The organism is Novosphingobium sp. SG751A (assembly GCF_013149295.1).
Classification (GTDB): Bacteria; Pseudomonadota; Alphaproteobacteria; order Sphingomonadales; family Sphingomonadaceae; genus Novosphingobium.
Genome location: NZ_JABGCB010000008.1, coordinates 15,448 through 36,038, shown reverse-complemented (window position 1 = coordinate 36,038; position 20,591 = coordinate 15,448). Strand labels below are relative to the sequence as shown.

At 64.1% G+C, this 20,591-nt stretch carries 14 protein-coding genes; 12 read left to right on the top strand and 2 right to left on the bottom strand.

What is annotated here, in order from left to right:
• Nucleotides 1-3 precede the first annotated feature (3 nt).
• The 10 genes from FHW96_RS12140 to FHW96_RS12095 all read left to right on the top strand — a co-directional run bounded on the left by FHW96_RS12140 (nucleotide 4) and on the right by FHW96_RS12095 (nucleotide 15,619).
• On the top strand, nucleotides 4-1,044 hold the full coding sequence (locus tag FHW96_RS12140; protein WP_172340845.1) for a TRAP transporter substrate-binding protein: 1,041 nt from the start codon (nucleotides 4-6) through the stop codon (nucleotides 1,042-1,044).
• Nucleotides 1,037-2,275, top strand: a complete 1,239-nt coding sequence (locus FHW96_RS12135; protein ID WP_172340844.1) for a CaiB/BaiF CoA-transferase family protein — start codon at nucleotides 1,037-1,039, stop codon at nucleotides 2,273-2,275. Before FHW96_RS12140 ends, FHW96_RS12135 begins: the two co-directional genes overlap by 8 nt.
• A complete protein-coding gene (locus FHW96_RS12130; RefSeq protein ID WP_172340843.1) occupies nucleotides 2,275-4,590 on the top strand; it encodes a 2-hydroxyacyl-CoA dehydratase family protein in 2,316 nt (771 codons plus the stop codon). The genes FHW96_RS12135 and FHW96_RS12130 overlap by 1 nt, the downstream gene beginning before the upstream one ends.
• Nucleotides 4,587-5,762 (top strand): CaiB/BaiF CoA-transferase family protein, encoded by a 1,176-nt coding sequence (locus tag FHW96_RS12125; protein ID WP_172340842.1) that lies wholly within the window; start codon nucleotides 4,587-4,589, stop codon nucleotides 5,760-5,762. Before FHW96_RS12130 ends, FHW96_RS12125 begins: the two co-directional genes overlap by 4 nt.
• Nucleotides 5,759-6,952 (top strand): CaiB/BaiF CoA-transferase family protein, encoded by a 1,194-nt coding sequence (locus tag FHW96_RS12120; RefSeq protein ID WP_172340841.1) that lies wholly within the window; start codon nucleotides 5,759-5,761, stop codon nucleotides 6,950-6,952. The genes FHW96_RS12125 and FHW96_RS12120 overlap by 4 nt, the downstream gene beginning before the upstream one ends.
• Complete coding sequence (locus tag FHW96_RS12115; protein WP_172340840.1) at nucleotides 6,949-8,025, top strand: CapA family protein; 1,077 nt, start codon at nucleotides 6,949-6,951, stop codon at nucleotides 8,023-8,025. Before FHW96_RS12120 ends, FHW96_RS12115 begins: the two co-directional genes overlap by 4 nt.
• Nucleotides 8,026-8,333: 308 nt before the next feature.
• Nucleotides 8,334-11,144 (top strand): TonB-dependent receptor, encoded by a 2,811-nt coding sequence (locus FHW96_RS12110; RefSeq protein ID WP_172340839.1) that lies wholly within the window; start codon nucleotides 8,334-8,336, stop codon nucleotides 11,142-11,144.
• Between the two features lie 34 nt (nucleotides 11,145-11,178).
• Nucleotides 11,179-11,832, top strand: a complete 654-nt coding sequence (locus FHW96_RS12105) for a DUF6250 domain-containing protein (RefSeq protein ID WP_172340838.1) — start codon at nucleotides 11,179-11,181, stop codon at nucleotides 11,830-11,832.
• Nucleotides 11,829-14,504, top strand: a complete 2,676-nt coding sequence (locus FHW96_RS12100) for a Tat pathway signal sequence domain protein (RefSeq protein ID WP_253950911.1) — start codon at nucleotides 11,829-11,831, stop codon at nucleotides 14,502-14,504. The genes FHW96_RS12105 and FHW96_RS12100 overlap by 4 nt, the downstream gene beginning before the upstream one ends.
• 56 nt (nucleotides 14,505-14,560) lie before the next feature.
• Nucleotides 14,561-15,619, top strand: coding sequence for an aldose epimerase family protein (locus FHW96_RS12095; protein ID WP_371815712.1), 1,059 nt, complete (start codon nucleotides 14,561-14,563; stop codon nucleotides 15,617-15,619).
• Here FHW96_RS12095 and FHW96_RS12090 read toward each other — a convergent pair.
• Both FHW96_RS12090 and FHW96_RS12085 read right to left on the bottom strand, forming a co-directional pair.
• Nucleotides 15,595-16,812, bottom strand: a complete 1,218-nt coding sequence (locus FHW96_RS12090) for an SGNH/GDSL hydrolase family protein (RefSeq protein WP_371815700.1) — start codon at nucleotides 16,810-16,812, stop codon at nucleotides 15,595-15,597. The two genes, FHW96_RS12095 and FHW96_RS12090, sit on opposite strands and share 25 nt — an antisense overlap.
• The gene (locus tag FHW96_RS12085; protein ID WP_172340835.1) at nucleotides 16,809-18,119 is read right to left on the bottom strand and encodes an oligogalacturonate lyase family protein; all 1,311 of its coding nucleotides are present in this window, start codon (nucleotides 18,117-18,119) and stop codon (nucleotides 16,809-16,811) included. Before FHW96_RS12085 ends, FHW96_RS12090 begins: the two co-directional genes overlap by 4 nt.
• Before the next feature lie 141 nt (nucleotides 18,120-18,260).
• Here FHW96_RS12085 and FHW96_RS12080 point away from each other — a divergent pair, with 141 nt between their 5' ends.
• Both FHW96_RS12080 and FHW96_RS12075 read left to right on the top strand, forming a co-directional pair.
• On the top strand, nucleotides 18,261-19,745 hold the full coding sequence (locus FHW96_RS12080) for an MFS transporter (protein WP_172340834.1): 1,485 nt from the start codon (nucleotides 18,261-18,263) through the stop codon (nucleotides 19,743-19,745).
• Nucleotides 19,742-20,542, top strand: a complete 801-nt coding sequence (locus tag FHW96_RS12075) for a rhamnogalacturonan acetylesterase (RefSeq protein WP_371815699.1) — start codon at nucleotides 19,742-19,744, stop codon at nucleotides 20,540-20,542. The genes FHW96_RS12080 and FHW96_RS12075 overlap by 4 nt, the downstream gene beginning before the upstream one ends.
• Nucleotides 20,543-20,591 lie beyond the last annotated feature (49 nt).

Below are 20,591 nucleotides of genomic sequence, written 5' to 3'. Positions count from 1 at the left end.
CCCATGCGCAAAACACTCGTTATCGCTATGGCCGCGCTGCTGTCGGGTTGCTCCTCGTCCGCACCCAAAGCGGAATATACGCTGACCTATGCCAGCCCCTATCCGCCCACCCATCCTTTCAGCAAAGCCGACATCGCCTGGATGCATCAGGTGGAAAAGGACAGCGGCGGGCGTATCGCCTTCAAGCCTTATTGGTCAGGCGCGCTGATTTCCTCGGACATGAGCATCAGCGAGATCCGCCATGGCCTTGCCGACGTCGGCCTGATCACGCCAATTTACACGCGCGGCGGGGTCCATCTGCAACGCGCGCAGGCGGGCTTTTACGGCGGCGTGAAAACCATGGAGGATCAGGTCGGGGTCTATGACTGTCTGGCCGCGCGCTTTCCGCAATTGTCGAATGAACTGTCGGGCCTTCATGTGCTGGCGGTTCAAGGGGGGAATTTCCCCGGCATCATGACGCGCAATCGTCCTGTGCGGACACTGGCCGATCTCAAGGGCCTGCGTCTGCGCGCCCAGACCGACAGCATCGACGTGCTGCGCGCGCTGGGGGCCGATCCGGTCAACATGCCCATGGCCGAGGTCTATTCCGCCTTGGCCAAGGGTGTGATCGACGGCGTTGTCGCGCCCGCCGACACGATCAAGAGCCTGCATTTCTCCGAGGTCGCCCATTATTTCACCACGCTGCGCCTCAGCCGTGGCGGATACCCGGCGCGCGCCATGTCCGACATCGCCTGGCGCCGCCTGCCGCCCGATCTGCAAACCCTGCTCGACGCCGCCAAGCCCAAGTGGGAGGCGCAATTGAACGCCAACAATGCCAAGGCGGAAAAGGCCGGCATCGCCTTTGCACAGGACCACGGGGTGACCATCATCCCCCTGCCCGCCGCCGACCAGACCCGTTTCGATGCGCTCTATAACCGCTTTGCCCTCGATCAGGCCCGCCGCCTTTCGGCCGTCGGCATCGATGGCGAGCCGGTGTTCCGCGCCGCCCAAGCCCTCATTGCCGGCGGCCAGACCCGCTGCACCAAGGATATGCCCCATGACTGATACCACGCGCCCGCTTGAAGGCCTGACCGTTCTTGACCTCACCCGCGCGCTGGCCGGGCCTTATGCCACGCTGCTGCTGGCGGGGCTTGGCGCCAAGGTCATCAAGATCGAGGAACCACAGGACGGCGACCTTGCCCGCGAAAACAGCCCCTATCTGGGCCGCGACGGCATCATGGTCGAGCGCGCGCATGAGGATGACATTTCGCTGTCCCACCTCACGCGGGCGCGGGGCAAATATGGCGTCTCGCTCAATCTGAAACGTCCCGAGGGCAAGAAGCTGTTCATGGATCTGGTGGCCAAGGCCGACATTGTGGTGGAAAATTTCACCGCAGGCACGGCGGACCGGCTTGGCGTGGGCTATGAGGCCTGCGCGCAGGTCAACCCGCGCATCGTCTTTGCCTCGCTCTCGGGCTTTGGCGCGAATGACCGTTCGGGCAAGGCGATGGATGTCATCATTCAGGCGCTTTCGGGCGCGATGTTCACCAGCGGCGAGCCGGGCCATCCGCCCGTGCGCATCGGCATTCCGATTGCCGATATGCTGGCCCCGGTGTTCACCGTGATCGGCATCCTTGCCGCCATCGAACAGCGCCATCGCACGGGCGTTGGCCAGCATGTGGACGTGTCGATGCTGGGGGCTTTAACCTCGTTTGTGGCGATTGAAAACTGGTCCGCGATGGCCGCCGCCGGGATGCCCGCGCGCACGGGCCTTACGGTTCAGCGCCTCTCGCCCTTTGGCGTGTTTGAATGCGCCGATGGCTATGTGGCGGTGGTGGCGGTGCATGAACCGCTGGCGCGCGGATTGTTCGACGCGATGGGCGCGCGCGAGCTTGGCGATGACCCGCGCTTCGCCAACCGTGACGCCCGCGTGGCCAATGCCGAAGTGCTGGAAGCCACGATCAACGCCTGGAGCCGCCAGTTGCCCGTAGCGCAGGTCTGCCGCCTGCTCGAAGAACGCGGCGTCCCTGTCGCCCCGGTTCGCCATCCGGAGGACGCTCTGGTCGATCCCCGCGTGGTCGAGCGCCATGAAACCATGGCGGTCGAACATCCCACCTATGGCTCGAATGTCGATCTGCGCACGGCGGGCATCCCCATCCAGTTCTCCGCCGCCAGCACCGGGTTCGACGATGCCCTGCCCGTCCATATCGGTCAGCATAATGAGGATGTTTACGCAGAGTATCTCGGCCTGACGCCAGAGGATGTCGCGCGGCTGAAAAGCGAAGGCGTGATCTGATGCTCTCGCTATTCCATCAGGCCTATGCCGATCCATTGAACACACCCGCACGCGCGCCGATCATCCGCACGCTGGGCTTTGACGCGCCGCGCGCCGCGATTCTGGCCGCCGGGTTTCAGCCGGTGCGGCTGGTTGCCGCCCGCCATGCCGCCACGCCCCGCGCCGATGCGGTGATGGGCCATGCCACCATGGGCCATCGCGGAAAATGCCTGCTGGAAAGCCTGCTGTCATGGGATGGCACGCCGCTGCTCATCACCGCCGCCGATGGCGAACAGCCGCAAATCTTCGCCGCCCTGCGCGAACTTGGGCGGCAGGGCGAGGCTGTGCCCCGGCCCATGCACTTCCTCGATTTGCTGCACCTGCCGCGCATGGCATCCATGGTCTATAATGAAGCGCGCATGGCGCAGATGGACGATTGGCTGGCGGGCATCGGCGGTTTTTCAACCGAGGATGCGCAGGCCCTGCTCGCCCATCAGGCCCATCTGCTCGACGCGCTGGGCGAGGCGCGGCGGCGGCGGCGGATCAGCGGGACCGACGCGCTGGCCGTGATCGGCGCAAGCGCCATCCTGCATCCGGCCGATTACAATTCGGCGCTTCAGGAATTGCTGGTGGACCTTGTGGCCGCACCCGAAATTCCGGGCCGCCGTCTGTTCATCACCGGCACGCCGCATGAAGGCCTCGAACTTTACACGGCCATCGAGGCCGCAGGCTGGATCATCGTGGGCGAGGATCACGCATGGGGCCAACCCTTTGCCCACGCCCCATGCCCCCCGCGCATCGACATGGAGGGGGGCCGCCGCATCGCCGCCGCCGCGACCGCCTGCGGGGCGCAGGCTGTGCTGCACCTGTCCATCGGCGGCGATGAGGCCGCGCCTTGGCAGGAGGCCGCGATCCGCCGCGCATTACCCGACATCGCATTCACCGCGCTGCGATGCGATGCGCTGCCTGATGCGCGCTTCCTGCGCGCGCTGCGCGGCGAGGCAGAACCGCCCCGCGCGCCCAAACCGGCCCGCGCCGCGCCGCCGCCCAAAGGCGAAAAGCGCAGCCGCAAATCACTGGAATCCGTCGCCAGTTTCAATGCTTATCAGCGCGAATGGTTTGCCGATCTGCGCGCCAAAGTCGCGGCGGGCAGCCCCTTTGCCATGGTCAACGCCAATGCCCCGCAGGAGATCCTGCGCGCGCTCGACATACCCTTTGTCGTCAACCAATGGTGGGCCTCCATCGTCGCGGCCAAGCAGCAATCTGGCCGATACCAAACCCTTCTGCGCGACCATCACTATCCCGCCAATGTCGAGGCCTATTCCGCGCAAGGCATTGCCGCCGCCTTTGACGAGGACGCCGAAAATGCGCCTTGGGGTGGATTGCCCCGGCCCGATTTCGTCCATGCCGTCGCCACCAGCGAGCCGACCGCGCGCATCTTTGCGCAATGGGCGCAGGTGACCGGGGCCACGCCCTTCGTCTATGAAAAGAGCAATGATCCGCGCATGGATCTTTACGGCGACTGGTGGGCGCGCCTGCCCGACCATTGGGAGGAAGCGCTCGAACCTGAACGCATCGACCTGATGACAGCGGAATTGCGCGAGGTGATCGCCGGGATCGAGGCCAAGACCGGGCGCCGCTTTGACGAGGCCCGCTTTCGCGCCGTGATGGATCTGGTGAATGAGCAGGAGGATTATTACCGCAAGACCCGCGACCTGATCGCGCGGACTGTCCCGGCCCCTATCGGAATTGTCGACTCCATGCCTGCCACGATGGTGCCGCAATGGCATCGCGGTACGGAATGGGCGCGCGATGCGGCGCGGGCCTTTTATGAAGAGGTCAAAGCGCGGGTCGATGCCGGATTGGCCGCCTGCGAAGGCGAAAAGGTCCGTCTGATGTGGGTGGGCCGGGGTCTGTGGAGCGAGATGGGCTTCTACCAGAAGTGGGAAGAGAGCCATGGCGCGGTCTTCGTCTGGTCAATGTATCTGGCGCTGGCCGCCGATGGCTATATCCGCGATATCGAGGGTAAGGACGCCCTGCGCGCATTGGCCTCGCGCTGTATCACTATGGGCGATGAGCTGCGGATGCCGACATGGGCCGGGCCGTGGCATGTGCATGAGGCGCAGACCCACACCATCGACGGGGTGGTCGCTTTGTCGGACGCCGATCCCTTTGTAGTGCGGGCTTTGCGCGAGGCGGGCTTTCCGGTGCTGGAGCTGACAGCCGACAATTTCAACCGCGAGGGCGAGGATGGCGCGGCGATTGAGGCGGCGATCACCACATTTATCGAGGGCGCGGCGGGCCAAAAAGCTGCCAAGCGGGCAGCGCAAAGATGACCGCTTTAACCGGCCTCAAAGTGGTCGATTTCAGCCGCTTTCTCCCGGCCGCCTATGCCAGTTGGGTGGCCGCCGATATGGGCGCGGATGTGGTGCGGATCGAACACCCGCGCGAACTGGCCAAGGCCGAGGCGATGTTTGGCAAGGACGAGGATGAGGCCGCCGCCCTGCGCCGCCGCGCCCGCCCCTCCTATACGCGCGGCAAGCGCAGCCTGAAGATCAACCCCGGCCATGAGGCGGCCCGGCCCGTGCTGGAAAAATTGATCGCCGGGGCCGATGTGCTGATCGAGGATTACCGCCCCGGCGTGATGGAAAGCATGGGGTTTGGCGCGGGGCGGATGCTCGCGCTCAACCCCGAGCTTGTCTATCTCTCGGTCAGTTTTGCCGGACAAAGCGGGCCGATGGCGGGGCGCGCGGGGCATGATCCGCTGGCGCTGGCGCTGGCGGGGGCTTTGTCGCGTATCAATGGCCTGCCCACCCCTTCCCTGCCCGGCTTGCAGGTGGCCGATGTGCTGACCGGGGCGCAGGGGACGATCGCCATGCTGCTGGCCCTTGCCGCGCGGGACCGCAGCGGGCGGGGGCAGCATGTGGATGTGGCGATGGCGGATGCTTGCCTGCCGCTGCTGGCCGTGTCGATGGGGCGCTATGACGATCCCGATGCAGCGCCGCCGCCGGGGCAATGGCACCCAAAGGGCGGGGTCTGGGAATGCGCCGATGGGCAATATCTCTGCACCACCGATATGGAGCCGGCCTATTGGCGGCGTTTTTGCGAAGCCATCGGGCGGCCCGATTTCGCCGGGATGCAGCACCGCACCGACCAGCATCCGATGATGCAGGCGCAGATCGCCGCCATCATGCAAACGCGCCCTCGCGACGAATGGGCGGCCATTCTGGCGCAAGCCGATACGCAGGCCATGCCGGTCTATTCCATGGCCGAAGCGATTGCCCATCCCCACCACCGCGCGCGCGGGCGCATCATGGAGGTGGACGTGCCGGGGCAGGAACCGGTGACGCAATTGAGCCTGCCCTTCGGCCTGTCCGAAACGCGCAGCGTGCCGCCGCGTCCTGCGGGACACGCCGGGGCCGACAATCAGGCGATCCTGACCGAGCTGGGCTTTGACCCGGCCTTGATTGCCGCCAGCGGGGCGCTGGATGCAGGAGAGAGACAATGATGCCGCTTTCGGGCATTCGCGTGCTGGATTTCACCCATGCCATCGCCGGGCCGACCGCCACGATGACGCTGGCGCAATTGGGGGCCGAGGTCATCAAGATCGAGCCGCCGCAAAAGGGCGATGATTTCCGCCACTACACCGAACATGCCGGTTTGCCGGGCATGTCGGTGCCCTTTGCCGCGGTCAATGCGGGCAAGCGCAGTCTGGCGCTGAACCTGAAGGACGCGCGCGGAGTGGCAATCGCGCGCGATCTGGCGGCGCAGGTAGATGTGGTGGTGGAGAATTTCCGCCCCGGCGTGATGGCGCGGCTGGGGCTTGGGTTTGAGGCTTTGTCCGCGCTCAATCCGCGCCTGATCTGGCTCTCGCTCTCCGGTTTTGGCCAAAGCGGAGATTTGAAGGATCGCGGCGCCTATGACCATATAGCGCAGGCCACATCGGGCATGGCGATGATGAATGCCACCGCCGATGGGCCGCTGAAAATCGGCATTCCGGTGGTGGACAGTTTCACCGGATACCTTGGCGCGATGGGCGTGCTGGCGGCCTTGCGGCGGCGGGATATGACCGGCACAGGCGAGAAGCTGGATGTGGCGATGATCGATGCGGCGCTCAAAATCATGGGCGCTTCGGCCTCAGTCTGGGACTATACCGGGGCCTCGCCCAAGGGGACGGGCAATCGCGGCTTTCGCCTTGTGGCGACCTCGGAATATTACGCCTGCGCCGATGGCTGGATTGCCCTTGGCGCCAATCATCAGCATCAGATCGAAGCGCTGTTCGCCGCCCTTGGCGCGGGCGAAATGATCCACGATCCGCGCTTTGTCGATCACCGCGCCCGGGTGGAGCATTATGCCGCGCTCAAGGGCTGGCTGACGCAGGAGATGTTGAAATATTCGGCGCAGGAATTGGATGATCGCTTGACGCAGGCGGGCGTTCCCGCCGCGCGGATCGGCGAGATCGGCGACATTTTGAGCACCCCCCATATAGCGCAGCGGGGGCTGATTTCGCGCGCGCGACTGCCGGGCCATGATCGGCCTCTGGCGGTGCTGGGCTTGGGCATGGGGCCGGATTTTTGCGCTGGGGGCGATGCCGGTGCGGTGCCGGTGCTGGGCGCGGATGGCGATGCTGTGCTGGAACAGATGGGGATGGACGCGGCAGCGATTGCCATCCTGCGCATGGAAGGGGTGATCGGATGAGCGCAACGCGGATATTGCTGCTGGGCGATCTCATCCTTGATGTGCCCGAGCCGGACCATTGGCTGTCAGGCATTGCGCCGATCCTGTGCGGGGGCGATGTGGTGATCGGGCATCTGGAGGTGCCCTATACGACCTGTCAGGAGGAAGTGCCCGGCGATGTGCCCGCACCCGGCGCCGATCCGGCCCATCTCGACGCGCTGGCCCGCGCCAGGATTACGGCGGTCAGCATGGCGGGCAACCATATGATGGATTGCGGCCCAGTGGGTCTGGCCGAGACGATGGCAGGGCTGGATCGCAACGGGATCGCCCATGCCGGGGCGGGCGTCAATCTGGACGCGGCGCGCGCGCCGGTGTTCATCGCGGCGGGCGACAGGCGGATCGCCTTGCTCAGCTATAATTGCGTGGGGCCGGAATTGAGCTGGGCGGGACCGGGCAGGCCCGGCTGCGCCTATGTCCGCGTGACGCCTGAGGATGGCAGCGCCAGCCGCCCTCAGGCCGATCTGGTGCATATTGACCCGGCATCGCAGGCCGCGATGGAGGCCGATATTCGCAGCGCGCGGGCCGCATCCGATCTGGTGATCGTCGCGCTGCACAAGGGGATCACGCATAGGCCCGCCGATCTGGCGCCCTATGAGCGGCCCCTTGCAGCGGCGGCAGTGGCGGCGGGCGCGGGCGTAGTGGTGGGCCATCATGCCCATATCGCGCGCGGGATCGAGGTGATCGCAGGCTCGCCGGTGTTTCATGGGCTTGGCAATGGCTGTGTCGTCACCCATGCGCTCTCGCCCGCGCAGGATCATCCCGCGCGGGCAGAATGGGTGGAACGGCGCAAGAAGATGTTCGGGTTTGAACCAGACCCGGCCTACCCAATCGCCCCGTTTCATCCCGAGGCGGTGAACGGCATGATCGGCGAAGTGATCTGGCACGAGGATGGCCGGGTGGATTACGGGGTCATCCCGATCTGGTTCGAACCGCCCGGGCGGCCTGTTCCGGCGGGCGAGCGGGCCCAAGCGGTGCTGGCCTATATTGAGGCGATTGGGGGAAAGGCCGGATTGCCGCCGACAGTTTTGCGATAGAGGGCAGAGCAACATCATGAAAGGACCCGGCAGGCAACTGTCGGGTTCTTTTGTTTTGGGCACAGGCGCGAATCTTTTACACCATTCGTTTCACAAAGTGGGATCAACTCCCACATAACGACCGTTAAACTGCATTGCCATTTGCCATCACGACATATCTTTATCGCTATATTTCAGTAGCTAATGACCAATCAGCAATATTTTGCAATCCGCCTTGCCAAGTGATTATCTTGGCGATAGGTTCATAATGCGCTCGATAAGTTCATATTGAGCAACATTAAAAATGATAACAGGGAAGGTTGTCCACCATGGCTTCAAAGGTTCACCTTTGGCGGTGTTCGTCTGCGTCCGCCGCGCTCATCATCGCGCTTGTCGCGCCCGCTCTGGCCCCCACCATGGCCCGCGCGCAAAGCGCGCCCAGCAACCCTGACATCATCGTCAGCGGCATTCGCCAGAGCCTTGCCAATGCATTGAACACCAAGCGCAATTCCGATCAAGTGGTCGATGCGATTTCTGCCGAGGACGTGGGCAAGTTCCCGGACAAGAACGTGGGCGAAGCGTTGCAACGCATCACCGGGGTCCAGATCCAGCGCGCGGGCGGCGAGGGTTCTGCGGTTTCCATTCGCGGCGTCGATCCGGGCCTGATCCGCGTTGAAATCAATGGGCAATCCACCCTTTCCACCGCCGCAGGCCCCGCCGCAGGGTCGGCTACCAACCCGGCGGTCGAATTCCGCGACATCCCGGCCGAATTCATCAGCCGCCTCGAAGTCGTCAAATCGGCCACCGCCGACATGACCGAGGGCGGATTGGGCGGCACGGTGCGCATCATCACCCGCCGCCCGTTTGACACGAAAAAAGACTATCTGGCCGGATCGGTTCAGGGGGTTTACGGCACGCTGGGTGACCGGCTCGACCCCAAATTCGCGCTGATCGGCAGCCATCTTTTCGCGCATGACACGCTGGGCGTGCTGCTTTCGGCCACCTATGAAAAGCGCAGCCTGTGGTACGATCAGGCCAAGACGACAGGCTGGCGCCAGATCCGCCAGGTGGGCGCGGCGGCGGCCACGTGCAGCCAGACGGTGCAGACCGGCTGCGTCGATCTCAACCATGACGGCACGGGCGATTTCTATCCCGACATTCCGCGCTATGCGATGTATCGCGAACGCACCGAACGCTATGCCTTCAACGGCATTGTCGAATGGCGGCCGTCCGACAATTTCCGCCTGTTCTTTGACAACACCTATACGCGCGGCCAGCAGACGCTGAACTCGCAGCTTATGCAGATCAACACATTCTCGGCCCTGACCTCGGCGCTGACGCTTGGCAATGACACCAGTGTCAACGCCGGAAACGCGGCCAGTTATGTGCAGTTCCAGCAAACCCCGGTGGCCAATCCCAACAGCACCAATGCTCTTGGCGTATCCTATCGCAACATCAATGGCACAATCGACCGCCAGACCTATACCGGCACTCTGGGCAGCGAATGGCATGTCAGCCCCAAGCTGACCCTGCGCGCGCGGGGCGGCTACTCCTGGGCGCGTGCCTTCAACGATGAGATCGACGTGGTGGGCACGCAATATGGCCTGACCTCGGTAACGGTGGATTATCGCAATCCGGCGGGCGCCCCCAACATCAGTCTGTCGACCGACCCCACCAACCCGGCAGGCATCAACAATCTGCAAATCCAGCACAAGCCGCGCCTCAACGTCCAGACCGAGCGCAATTTCCAGTTCGACGGCGATTATGACGTCGGCGGCTTCCTGAAACAGATCAAGTTCGGCGTCCAGCGCCGCGTGACCGATCTCAATTCGATCTATCACGACGGCACCGTCACCTATGAAGGCTATACCGCCACCAGCGGCGTAGGCGACATCAAGACCCGCACATGGGTCACCGGCACGGCGGTCGATGCCGTCACCTCAACCGGCACCAATGCCGCGATCCTCTCGCAGATCCAGTCCTACGTGAAATATGCCGATCTTGGCGATCACAACTTCTTTTCGACCGGCAATATCGGCTCGACCAATATTCAGCGCTGGCTGAACATGAACATGGCTATCGCCAATGCGGCAGGCATCCCCTCCACCTATGGCACGAGCAACTGGTCGCCGGGCGACACCTATGATGTGAAGCAGAAGAATTGGGCCGGATATGTCTCGACCAAATGGGGCTTTACCCCGTTTGACCGCAGTCTGGCCGTGGTGGTGGGGGCGCGCCTGATCCGCATGGAAACCATCGCTTCGGGCTATAATATCAACACCAGCGCGGGCACTTTTGCCCCCGTAACCTTCACCGGCGCCCACACCTATGTCCTGCCATCCGCCAATCTTCGCTATGAACTGGTGCCCAACAAGCTGATCCTGCGCGCCACCGCCACGTCAGTGGCCGCGGCCCCCGATCTGGCCAAAATCGCGCCGTCCATGTCGCTCAACACGATTGCGCTCACCGGATCGCGCGGCAATCCCAAGCTCAGCCCCTATACCGCCCAGCAGTATGACCTTGGGCTGGAATGGTATATCTCGCGGGTGAATTATCTGTCGGCCACGTTCTGGCGCAAGGATATTCAGGGCTTCCCCTATAAGCTGGCCACGACCGAGAATTACAACGGCACCGATTTCACCATCTCGACCTATTACAACAGCGCCGCCCCGGTTCAGATCAACGGGTTCGAGGCGGGCCTTGTCTATGGCTTCGACTTCCTGCCCGGTGTGTTCAAGAACATGGGGCTTCAGGCCAATTACACCTATGCCAAGGACAAGGGCTTTACCACGGCGGGCTATTACAGCGGTCAGGCGCTGGGCTTCCCCGGCCTGTCGCGCCACAGCTATAACCTGTCCGCCTTCTATGACGATGGGCATCTCAACGCGCGCGTCTCGTATAACTGGCGCTCGCGCTATAACATCGGGCCAGAACGCGACAATCTCAACGCCTTTGGTCGACCCTATGGCCAATGGGACGCCTCGTTCAGCTATAAGATCGGCGATCATTTCACCGGTTTTGTCGATCTGGTGAACATCACCGGCGCCCAGCGCATCGAAGACGAGGAAAGCGCCTATCGCGTCTCCACCGTCGAAACCTATGGTCGCCGGGTATACTTCGGCGTCCGGGCCAAGATGTGATCCGGGGCGAGATGTGATGCCAAGGAGGCGGCGCGTGAGACTTCCTCTCCTGCTCTGCGCCGCCTTCTGTTTTGGCGGCGGGGTGGCGTTTGCCCGCCCCGCCGCGTTGCACCCGGATGACTGGCGCATCGAAACGGAGGCCCCCGCCCGCGTTACCTTCGCCCATGGCGATATCGATATCGAAATCGACACGCCGCGCGGCCTGACGCTCTGGTATCGCCGCCGCCTCTCCGGCCCGGTCCGCATCAGCTTTGACGCCATGTCCATCGCCGATGGCGGCCCCAATGATACGGTCAGCGACCTCAACGCCTTCTGGATGGCGCGCGAAAAGGATGGTTCCGATCCCGCCCCCCGCTCCGGCCGGTTCGAGGATTATGACACGCTGCAAACCTATTACGTCGGCATCGGCGGCAATCGCAACACCACCACCCGCCTGCGCCGTTATGTCGCAACGCCGGGAGTTCGCCCGCTGTTGCCCGAACATGACCGGGGCGATGCGCGCCTTCTTCCGGGACGCTGGACGCATATCACCCTGACCGCAGATGGCGCGACCATCGCCGTGGAGCGCGGCGGCGCGCGCCTCTTTACCCTTACCGACTCTGCCCCCTACACATCCGGCTGGTTTGGCCTGCGCACCACATGGAGCCACTGGGCCTTCCGCCATATCAGCATAAAGGCTCAACGATGATGATCCGCCGCGATGCTCTCAAACTGGCCGGCCTGATCCCCGCCGCCGCGCTTGCCCCGCGCATCGGCCAAGCCGCGCCCACGCCATCTCCCGCCCCCGCGCACTGGCTGGAGGGCCGCCCGACCTCGGATCTGGGCCACAGTTTCGGTGTGGCATGGCCGCGCGGGGCGGTGTCGCGGCGTTCCGGTTTCACGCTGGCCGCAGGCAGCGCGGCCATCCCGGCGCAAAGCTGGCCCACCGCCTTCTGGCCCGACGGCTCGGTCAAATGGAGCGCCCACGCCCTGCCCGCCAGCATGGGCGAGGCGGTGCCCGACGGCATCACCGTTACGCCCGGCGTGCCCGGCCCCGGCCCCGCCGATCCGATCCGCATTGAGCAAAGCGCCGACGGCATCCGTCTGACCTGCGCCGGGGTGACATGGGATTTTGCCAAATCGGGCGATGCCGTGATCCGCTCGGCCGCCATCGGCGGGCGCGCCGTGATGGGGCCGGTATCCTTGGTGGGCCAGATGGGCGCCGCCTTTGCCGGAACGATCACCCGCCTCAGCCTTGAGCAAAGCGGCCCGGTGCGCGCCGTGATCAAGGTCGAGGGCCTCCACCGGCAGGGGCAAGAGGCCGCCCTGCCCTTTGTCCTGCGCTTTTACGCCTATGCCGGGGCACGGCATCTACGCATCGTTCACAGCTTCATCTATGACGGCGATCCCGCGCGCGATGCGATTGCCGCGCTGGGCCTGTCGGTGGCCGTGCCGATGCGCGATGCGCCCCATGACCGCCACATCCGCATGGCCAGCGATGGCCCCCTGTTTGCCGAGGCCGTTCGTCCGCTGACCGGCCTGCGCCGCGATCCGGGCGCGAGTTTCCGCGCCGCGCAGATCGAGGGCCGCGCCACGCCTCCCATCGCGCAAATGGCCCCGGCGGTGCGCGACAAATTGCAGTACATCCCCACATGGTCCGACTTCTGGCTGGAACAGGTCAATGCCGATGGCTTCCGCATCGAAAAGCGCACGCAGGCCGATATGGCATGGGTGGCCTCCGCCTCGGGCCACCGCGCGCCGGGCTTGGCCTATGTCGGCGGCCCCGGCGGTGGCGCGGCCATCGCCCAGCGCTGGTTCTGGCAGACCTGCCCCAGCGCCCTGTCGGTGCGCGATGCGGCCTCCGATACCGCGCATCTGACGGCATGGCTGTGGAGCCCGCGCGCCGAGCCGATGGACCTGCGCCCATGGCGCGGGGTCAACGGGATGGAGTCCTATGACGCGCAGAACGCCGGGCTGGACATCACCTATGAGGATTACGAACCCGGCTGGGGCAGCGCGACCGGCATTGCCAAGACGCATGAGCTGACGCTCTGGGCCTGTGAGGCGACGCCGGAGAATAGCGCGATCGAGGCGATGTCCGCCGCCAATGCCGCGTCTCCGCGCCTGATGGCCGCGCCCGAACATCTGAACAAGGCGGGCGTGTTTGGGGACTGGTCGCTGCCCGACCGCTCCAGCCGCAACCGCGCGATTGTCGAAGACCAACTCGAACGCCTCGTCGATTTCTATGCGGGCGAAGTGGACCGGCGCGGCTGGTACGGCTTCTGGAACCATGGCGACATCATGCACACCTATGACGCCGACCGGCATCAGTGGCGCTATGACATCGGCGGCTTTGCATGGGACAACAGCGAACTCTCGCCCGACCTGTGGCTGTGGTATCAGGCGCTGCGCACAGGTTCGGCCCAGCCCTTCCGTCTGGCCGAAGCGATGACGCGGCATACCAGCGAGGTCGACACCTATCACCTTGGCCGGTTCAAGGGGCTGGGCACGCGCCATGGGGTACAGCATTGGGGCGACAGTTCGAAGCAGCCGCGCGTGTCCAATGCCATCTATCGCCGGATCTATTTCTATCTGACGGCGGATGACCGCGTGGGCGATCTGATCGCCGATCTGGTGGACAGCGACCGGACGCTGGACCATGTCGAGATCGGTCGCAAGGTGCCGGGCGCGAAACCCTATGCCGGGCCAAAGGGCACGTTCGACATGGGTTTCGGCCCCAGTTGGACCGCAGTTGTGGGCGCATGGCTGACCCAGTGGGAGCGCACCGGCGACCCGCAATGGCGCGACCGGATTGCGGCGGGGATGCAGAGTATCGGGGCGATGAAATATGGCTGGCTGGCGGGCGGCGCGCCCTATGATCCGGCCACGCATCGTTTCCTTGGCAAGGGTGACATGATCGGCATCAGCCACCTCTCCTCCGTCTTTGGCGCGACGGAAATCAACGCCGAGATCATCAGTCTGATCGACGTACCATCCTATGCGCAGGCATGGGTCACATTCTGTCAGTGGTACAATGCGCCCAAGCCCGACTTCCTTGCCAAATTCGGCCCGCCCTTTGGCGCGCGCAATTTGCGAGAGGCCTATTCGCGCATGACCGCCTATGCGGCACGGGCGCGCCATGACCGGTCGCTCATGAACCGCGCGGTGGAGGAATTCTTCTCGGGCGATGAAGGGCTTGGCACATGGGATCATGACCCGCGCGTGCATATCGGCAATCAGATCGAATGGCCGCGCCTGTCCACCAATGCCGCCGCGCAATGGGGGCTGGCCGCGATCCAGATGCTGGCGCTGGCAGGTGCAGAAATCGACTCTGCCCATGTCCCCGTCCATCGCAACAGCCCGCAGGAACCGCGCCATTGAGGATCGCTCTGGCCCTGATACTGGCCAGCGCCCCGGCCCATGCCGCCACCGCGCGGATGGAGGATAGCGGGGCATTGGCCGATGGGCGGCATGTGGCGGCGATTGTCCTGCGCAACGGCGCGGTTTCGGCGCGGATATTGGCCTATGGCGCCACCTTGCAAAGCCTGATCGCGCCGGATCGCCATAGCCGCCGGGCAGACATCGTGCTTGGCCACGATACGGCGGCGGAATATGAAGCCCATCAGGACTATCTGGGCGCAACGGTGGGCCGGTATGCCAACCGGATCGCCAGGGCCGAATTTGCGCTCGATGGCGTGACCTATCATCTGCGCCGCAATGGCGCGGGGCCGAATTCGGTGCATGGCGGCGGGCTGGGTTTCGACCGGCAAGTCTTCGAGGTGGCCGAGGTGCATGGCGGCAAGGACGCGATGGTCCGCCTGACCCACACCAGCCCCGATGGCGACAGCGGCTATCCGGGGCAATTGCACGTGTCGGTCACCTATCGGCTGGACGCCAAGGGTGCGCTGACGATCCGGTTTGAGGCGGAAACGACCCGGCCCACCATCGTCAACATCACCAACCATGCGCTGTTTAACCTGTCGGGCGAAGGCGATGGCCGGACCGCCACCATGGCACGGCTGATGATCCCGGCCAGCCGCATGGTGCCGGTGGCGCGGGGTAACCTGCCCACGGGGAAATTGCGCGATGTGGGCGGGACGGCGTTCGATTTCCGGCGCGGGCGCACGATCGAATCCGTGATCCGCGATGGCCGTGATCCGCAAATCGTGCAGGCGCGCGGGTTCGATCACAGTTTCATGCTGGACGCAGGGCTGACCGCCCTGCCCCATCTGGCCGCGCGCATGACGGATGCCGCCTCGGGCCGCTGGATGGAAATGTGGACAACCCAGCCCTCAGTCCAGCTTTACACCGGTAATTATTTCGACGGCAGCAAGCCGGGCAAGGCGGGGCATCTCTATCGCATGGGCGACGGTGTGGCGCTGGAGCCGGGACTGCCGCCCGATACGCCGCATTTCCCGCAATTCGGGTCGGCCCGCATCGATCCGGGCCGACCCTATCTGCATGTGATGGTCTATCGAGTGGGCATCCTGCGCTGAACCTTTGGGTGCTGAGCCAGCAGCGCCAACGGCACGGCATCGGCCATTGCGGTAAAGCCCTTGTCATTGGGGTGCAGGTGGTCGCCTGAATCGTAAACAGGGTTCATCACCAGCGGGTCGGCCTTATCCCGCATTGCCGAGTCCAGATCGACCATGCCGTCGCTCTGCTTTTGCTCGCGAATCCATGTGTTGATCTTCTGGCGCTGCGTCTCGCCCCATTCGGACCAATAGCCCGCGCCCTTATAGGGCAGGATCGTGGCCAGGATGATCTTGACGCCATGGTCATGCGCGCGGGTGATCATCTGGCGATAGGCGTTGATCACGGCCTCGGTGTCGAAACTATCATGCCGTTTTTCGCGCCATGCAGCGCCAATGTCATTGACGCCCTCCAGCACGATCACATGGCTGGCGCCGGGAATGGCCAGCACATCGCGGTCAAACCGGGCCAGAGCATTCAGCCCAGCCCCATCGGCCAGCATCCGGTTGCCCGAAATGCCGACATTGGCCACGCCTATATTCAAGCCCGATTTTTGCAGCCGGGCAGCGAATTGATCGGGCCAGCGCAGGTCGGAATCGACCGTGGCGCGCACGCCATCGGTGATCGAATCGCCAAAGGTGACGATGGTGCGCAAAGGCGTTTTGGCCTCCACATCGACGCCTGAAATGACAAAGCGCCGCTCGACGGTGGCGGCCTCCGACAATTCAGGCTTTTCCACCTGATCACCCGGCGCCAGTTGCGTCTTGGCCGCACCAAAGGAATGGAACGCGCCCAGCACCTGACCCGGCGCGACATGGAAGGACACCGCTATCCGCGTCAGGGGTCTGACCGGCATGCGCAGCCAGTCGCTGATCATCGGGGCATGGGCCGGGATGGTCACGCCGGGCCGCCCGCCAAAGCTGATGCTGCGGGTGGAACCGGGGATCACCGCCCCCTTCGCATCGACCAGCGCCACGGCAAAACGGTCGATGGTCAGGGCGCTCGCGCTGTCCTGATTATCGAGCACCAGCCGCAGCCGATCCCCGCCCGCCGAAAGGCGCAAGGTCTGGCGCACCGTGGCATCGGCAATCGAGGGCGGCGCGTAGGGCGCGTCCGCCGCCGGTGCGACCTGCATCGCCACGCCCCAGCTTCGCGCCACGCCCGCATGGGCCGGGGCGGCGGCCAGCAGCGCAGCCAGCAACAAAGCATACCTCACTTGGCGGTCGCCACCGCATAGGTGTGAGTGGTTCCTTCGAAATTCGCGCGAAAAATGATCCATTTGCCATCCGGAGTAAAGGTCATGTTGGGTTCGGTTTTGTAATTGTTGGCGCGCATATCGACCAGCTTTTCCTGATCGAATGTGCCCGGCACAATCAGCTTTTCCGCATCGGCTGTGGGGATTTCGGCATCGTCGGGGATCATGCGCGGGGTAAACAGATAGAGATATTTGCCGTCGGGCGCATGGGCTACCATCTCGCTGTCTCCGCCATCGCCGGTGAAGAGTTTGAGATCGGGCGACTGGTTGTAATGCACCGACCACTGGTTGCGCTCCAGATGATACCAGGTCCGCCGCCCCGTGCGCACATTATAGCCAGCCAGCCAGAACACCTGCCCCCGCGGGGTTTGCAGATCGTACCAGATCGTCTCGCCATCAGGGGAAAAGAACTCATGCCCCGCGATTTCATTGTTCATGGTGCGGGCGTGAACCAGTTTCTTGCCCGTGCCATCGGTGCGGATGGTCCAGATGCGGTCCACCTCATGCCACGGCCCTTCGTGGCAATACATGATAAGGCCCGGATCCTTGGGCGAGAATTGCACATGGTTGAGCCAGTCATTGCTGGCCACGATGGTCTTGCGCTCGCCGGTGACGAGGTTCTGCGTAAACACCTCCATCGGGAAACCGGCATGCAACCGGCGATGCAGCGAGCGGGTTTTCGCATCGGCATAGGTGTAGGGCGTGCCGTCGGGGCGGTTTTCGGCATAGGTATTGCCGCCGGGCACGGCATTATTGCCCTGATCGGCGCGGATCAGCGTGCCGTCCGGGTTCACCTTGGCGGGGGGCAAAGTATATTGCCCCAGCAGCAGCGTTTCATCGGCATTGATCGAGCCGATCGAGCCGCCCGCCACATCGGCCACCTTCTTCGCCTTGCCGGTATCGACATCGACCGCATAGACCTCGAACGCCCCGCCCGCATCATCGCGCGCGCGCGTGGCGTAATAGGCGTTGCGGCTGATATGCCCGGTGAACAGCAGGTTGAGATGCGGCCCCGGCACCAGCAGTTTGACCGACCAGTCCGAGAGCGTGACCACACTGATGCCATCGGGGGTCTTGATGACCATCTTGTCGCCCTTGGGGGTAAAGGCGCTTTGCGTGAAATAGAGATTGGAGGTTCCGCCCTGCGTGCTGATGCGCACAATGCGGTGGCCGGTGGCCGGGTCGATCCATTCCTTTGCCGGTTTGGCGATGGCGGGGGCGGCCAATACCGAGGCGGCGATTAAGCCCGTCAAAAGGCGGAAACGCATCCGAAAATCTCCCATGAAGGCTGCGGCCCTATTATTGCCGCTTGTCGATGCGGTTTTACATAGTATAAACGAAGTCCACAATATGAATAATTGCGCCGCATGGTGAAACGCCAATCGGCCCCAAGGGAAAAGGATGGCGTGATGACGCAACCGGCGGCAAGACCGGTCCGATTGGTCAATTACCTGGCCTATGGCGCGAATGACGTGCTGGGCGCGGGGTCGATGGCGGTGATCTCGGCATGGGTGCTGATCTTCTACACGCGATTCTGCGGATTGTCCGCCGGACAGGCCGCGCTGATCTTTGCCGTGGCGCGCATTCTCGACGCCTTTGTCTCGCCCACGATTGGGCATATTTCGGACCATTTCGACCGGCACTGGCTGGGTCAAAGGTTCGGGCGGCGGCGGTTTTTCGTGCTGGCCGCTATTCCCCTGCTGCCCAGTTTCGCGCTGATGTGGCTGCCGGGTCAGACCTTTTGGTACTATCTCGTCTCCTATGTGCTGTTCGAGCTGACCTATGCGCTGGAGATCATCCCCTATGAAACGCTGGCAGCCGAAATGGCCAGCGATTTTGCCACCAAGGCGCGGCTGGCCGGGGTGCGCATCCTGTTTGCGCAAGGGTCGGCCATTCTGGCGGGTTTTCTGCCGCTCTGGCTGATCAACTGGCTGGGGCGCGACAGCGCAAACACGTTCCTCATCATGGGCGCAATCTTTGCCGCCTTGTTCATGGCGACGGCCGGTTTCCTCTATGCCTTCAGCTGGGAGCGGCAGCGCCCCGTCCCGCCCCGGCCCGCCGCCGGATCCCCGCTGCTCCATCTGTGGCGCAACCTGTCCTCGACGCTGCGCATCCGGGCGTTCCGGCTCCATCTGGGCATGTATCTGGGCGGCTATATCTCGCAGGACATTTTCAACGCGGCCTTCACCTTCTTTGTCATCTTCGCTCTGGCCGGATCGACGCAGGTGGCATCGGGCCTGCTGGGGACGATGTATATCGTCCAGCTCTTTGCGGTGATGATCGCCATTCGCATGGCACTGCGCTCCAGCCCTTCGCGGGCTTATCGCATGGCGGCGGTGTGCTTTGCGCTGGGCGTGGCGGCGCTGATCGGCCTGTGGTGGGCGGGGCTGCCGGTCACATCGGGCTGGATCTGGATCGGCATGGGGCTGGTCGGCCTTGGGCGCGGGGCGCTCAATTACATTCCGTGGGCTACCTATAATTACATGGCTGATGTGGACGAGATCGTCACGGGCCGCCGCCGCGAAGGCTCCTTTGCGGGCGTGATGACCTTTATCCGCAAGGCCACGCAGGCCGCCGCCGTGGCGCTGGTGGGATTGTTGATGGACGCAGGCGGATTTGCCCCCAAGGCCGATGTGCAGAGCCACGGCGCGGTGCTGACGCTGGTGCTGGTAATGGGCATAGGCACATGGGTGATGCTGGGCTTTGGCGTGGCCGTTTCGGCCCGTTTCCGCCTCAGCCGCGCCACGCATGATGTGCTGATGGGCGAGATCGAACATCTGCGCGGGGGCGGGCGCGAGCCGACTTCGCCCACCGCCCGCGATGTGGTTCAGGACCTGACAGGCTGGGAATACGAACGCCTGTGGGGCAACAATCCGGTGGGAGGAAAATTGTGAAGCATCTGTTGCTGCTGGCCGCCGCCAGCCTGTCGGTGGCGGCCACGCCTAAACCTGCGCCCAAACCCGAACCGGCGCGCATCCTGATCGCGGGCGATTCCACGGTCCAGACCTATGCCGCCGAACGCTATCCGCAGGGCGGCTGGGGACAATTCCTCGCCTGCGGCCTGTCGGGAGATGCTTTAGTGATTAATCGCGCCATCGGCGGGCGATCGACCAAGAGCTTCATCAACGAAGGCCGATGGGACCGGATGATGAGTGAAGTGCGCCCCGGCGACACCGTGCTGATCCAGTTCGGCCACAATGACGCCACCAAGGCCAAGCCCGAGCGCTTTGCCGATCCGGCGATGTATCGCGACAATCTGCTGCGCTTCATCTGGGAAACGCGCGGACATGGAGCCTTCCCGGTGCTGGTGACGCCGGTGGCGCGGCGATCCTTTGACACGGCAGGCAAGGCGCGGGCCGATTTTGCCGAATATTCCGCCGTGATGCGCGAACTGGCCGCGACCACGGCCACGCCTTTGATTGATCTGGAGGGGGCATCGCGCAATCTGCTCGACCGGATGGGGGCGGATAGAGCGGTTGTCTATTACATGAACCTAGCGCCCGGCGCCTATCCCGCCTTTGCCGCCGGGCTCAAGGATGACACGCATTTTACAGAGGTTGGCGCGCGGACCATGGCCGATCTGGTGGCCGAACAGCTCTCGGGCCTGTCCGTACCCGCCGCCAAAGCCGTGCTGGCGCAGCGGCCCGATCTGGAGCGCACAACACCCTTGGGCAAATACGCCTGTCATTGAAGGCCCAAACGCAAAGGGGCGGCGGACCAACCAAGGTCCACCGCCCCTT

Bases quoted from the DNA above. Each gene is read 5' to 3' on its own strand.
- FHW96_RS12140 (WP_172340845.1), top strand. From the start codon at position 4: ATGCGCAAAACACTCGTTATCGCTATGGCCGCGCTGCTGTCGGGTTGC.
- FHW96_RS12135 (WP_172340844.1), top strand. From the start codon at position 1,037: ATGACTGATACCACGCGCCCGCTTGAAGGCCTGACCGTTCTTGACCTC.
- FHW96_RS12130 (WP_172340843.1), top strand. From the start codon at position 2,275: ATGCTCTCGCTATTCCATCAGGCCTATGCCGATCCATTGAACACACCC.
- FHW96_RS12125 (WP_172340842.1), top strand. From the start codon at position 4,587: ATGACCGCTTTAACCGGCCTCAAAGTGGTCGATTTCAGCCGCTTTCTC.
- FHW96_RS12120 (WP_172340841.1), top strand. From the start codon at position 5,759: ATGATGCCGCTTTCGGGCATTCGCGTGCTGGATTTCACCCATGCCATC.
- FHW96_RS12115 (WP_172340840.1), top strand. From the start codon at position 6,949: ATGAGCGCAACGCGGATATTGCTGCTGGGCGATCTCATCCTTGATGTG.
- FHW96_RS12110 (WP_172340839.1), top strand. From the start codon at position 8,334: ATGGCTTCAAAGGTTCACCTTTGGCGGTGTTCGTCTGCGTCCGCCGCG.
- FHW96_RS12100 (WP_253950911.1), top strand. From the start codon at position 11,829: ATGATGATCCGCCGCGATGCTCTCAAACTGGCCGGCCTGATCCCCGCC.
- FHW96_RS12095 (WP_371815712.1), top strand. From the start codon at position 14,561: ATGGAGGATAGCGGGGCATTGGCCGATGGGCGGCATGTGGCGGCGATT.
- FHW96_RS12085 (WP_172340835.1), bottom strand. From the start codon at position 18,119: ATGCGTTTCCGCCTTTTGACGGGCTTAATCGCCGCCTCGGTATTGGCC.
- FHW96_RS12080 (WP_172340834.1), top strand. From the start codon at position 18,261: ATGACGCAACCGGCGGCAAGACCGGTCCGATTGGTCAATTACCTGGCC.